At 54.2% G+C, this 1,989-nt stretch carries 2 protein-coding genes; both read right to left on the reverse strand.

Translation table 11 applies throughout. The features are described from left to right. A partial coding sequence (locus tag NTW95_06435) for an aminotransferase class I/II-fold pyridoxal phosphate-dependent enzyme (protein ID MCX6557057.1) occupies window positions 1–989 on the reverse strand: 989 nt, incomplete at its 3' end. Between the two features lie 154 nt (window positions 990–1,143). Then, the coding region (locus NTW95_06440) for a hypothetical protein (GenBank protein MCX6557058.1) at window positions 1,144–1,989 on the reverse strand (846 nt) is incomplete at its 5' end.

Consider the following 1,989-nt stretch of genomic DNA (forward strand, 5'->3'; position numbering starts at 1 on the left):
AGCCCGAGGCTCTCGATGATCTTTACCGCGTCGTTGTACGTTCCCTTGAGGATAAATGAAAGGAGCGCGCTGCACGCCTTCATTTGTTTCTTGGCTAGATAGTATCCTTTATGGCTCTCAAGTCCGGGATAGTTTACGGAAGCGATTTTATCATGGCCCTCGAGAAATTTCGCCAGAGCGAGGGCGTTCGCCGAATGGCGCTCCATGCGCAACGACAGCGTTTCCATGCTCAAGAGCAGAAGCCAGGCATTGAACGGTGACAGCGCCGCACCCAGGTAGCGCATTGGGCCCTTGCGCAAATCACGGATAAGCTGCTTTGAGCCAATCACGACGCCCGAAAGGCTCGTCGCATTGCCGGAAAGGTACTTGCTCGCTGAATGGATGATGATATCCGCGCCCAGTGCAAACGGCTGCTGCAGCGCGGGCGAGCAGATCGTGTTGTCCACAATAAGGGGAATTTTATGCGCATGGGCCAGCTTCGCCAGCTCGGGTATGTCCGCGACGCTCAAGGATGGATTGCTCGGCGATTCCACGTAAAGAAACTGGGTCTTGGCCGTGATCGCTTTTTCCCACGCAGCCAAATCGGTCGGTTCGGTGATCCAGTGGACCTTTACCCCTGTTTTGGCGAGCCCGGCCTCGTATAAGACGAAAGTGCCGCCATAGACGCGGTTCGAGGACACGATTTCGTCGCCGTGGGAGCAGAGGTGGTGGGTGATCAGGTGGATCGCAGCCATGCCCGATGAGGTAGCCAACGCCGCTTCCCCGCCTTCAAGCATGGCGATGCGCTTCTCAAATACATCCACCGTGGGGTTGTCCCAACGGCCATAGCAGAACAGCCCCTCCTTGGCTGCAGCATAGGCGTCCGCGCCCTGCTGCACATCGTCGAACGGGTAAGCAAGACTCTGGTAGATCGGCACAGTCATTGTGTTGGGCTTCATGCCTTGGAAAGCCCCATGAAGAGCGATTGTGTCAAATTTCCATTTTTTCACTTTCTAACCTCCAGAATGATAAACTTGTTTAATTGACGGGAAATCGTTTCCCCTTAAAATATATTTTGCATAAATTCTCATGAAATGTCAATGATCAGTCGCACGTAGCATCAATAGCCGCCACCACAGAAACATTCGGCCTGATGACACGCATTCATGGTTCGAGCCCAAGGCCCAGGGATCGTTTCAATTCCCGGCAAGTCAGAAAGAGATAGGTGTTGGCGCAGAGGCGGCCGCTGACCGCGGCCAGAGCTGCGGCCATTACCCCGATCATATGCCCCCAGGATATTGCCAGCAGCAATACCCCGGCGATCACCGTCACTTCGATAGCTGTGGCCATGGTTACCGGCCGGGTATTTTTGGCCTTGATCAGCAAGGAACGCTGGAGAGCCAGCAGCACTTCCAGGGCCGGCAAAACACTCATGATGCGAATGGGAAAAATGGCCAGACTGGTCAATTCCAATGTCAATCCCGAAACATGGTGAAACCATAAAAAGGCAGCTGGAGTGAACGAAATAAAACCCAATAAAAGCGAAGCCGCAATCCCCAGCAGCAGGGCGAAAGACCGCAGCTTGCGATAACTGTTTTCACCATGACCCAACAAAGCGATGGCTGCTTCCTGAAAGGAGAGTCCGGCGCTGCGAAAAATAAAAGTCAGGGCGTTTAGCACCGGCAGTACGGCCAGCGATTCAATGGGCAAACGGCTTTGACCCATGAAAAAAGATATCAGCGGGTAGATGGCCAGGGCCAAAACAGAGGTCATGGCCAGGGGAAAATAAAAACCGGCAATGGAACGATAACTGAGAACTGGTTTCCCGGACTCGCTCTCCGCAGCCTCGCCCAGCAATCTTTTTACCACGCCTTTGGCCATAAAGCGGCTGGCCACGGCCTCCAGGACAACACCGGCGGAAAGGGCAGCGGCGCCGACACAAGCTCCGGGCAGCGTTGAAAAAAAATAGAGGAGCAAAGCCGTGGCTGCCATGGAACTTAAACGCACAAT

The organism is Candidatus Aminicenantes bacterium (genome assembly GCA_026393795.1).
GTDB lineage: Bacteria > Acidobacteriota > Aminicenantia > UBA2199 > UBA2199 > UBA2199.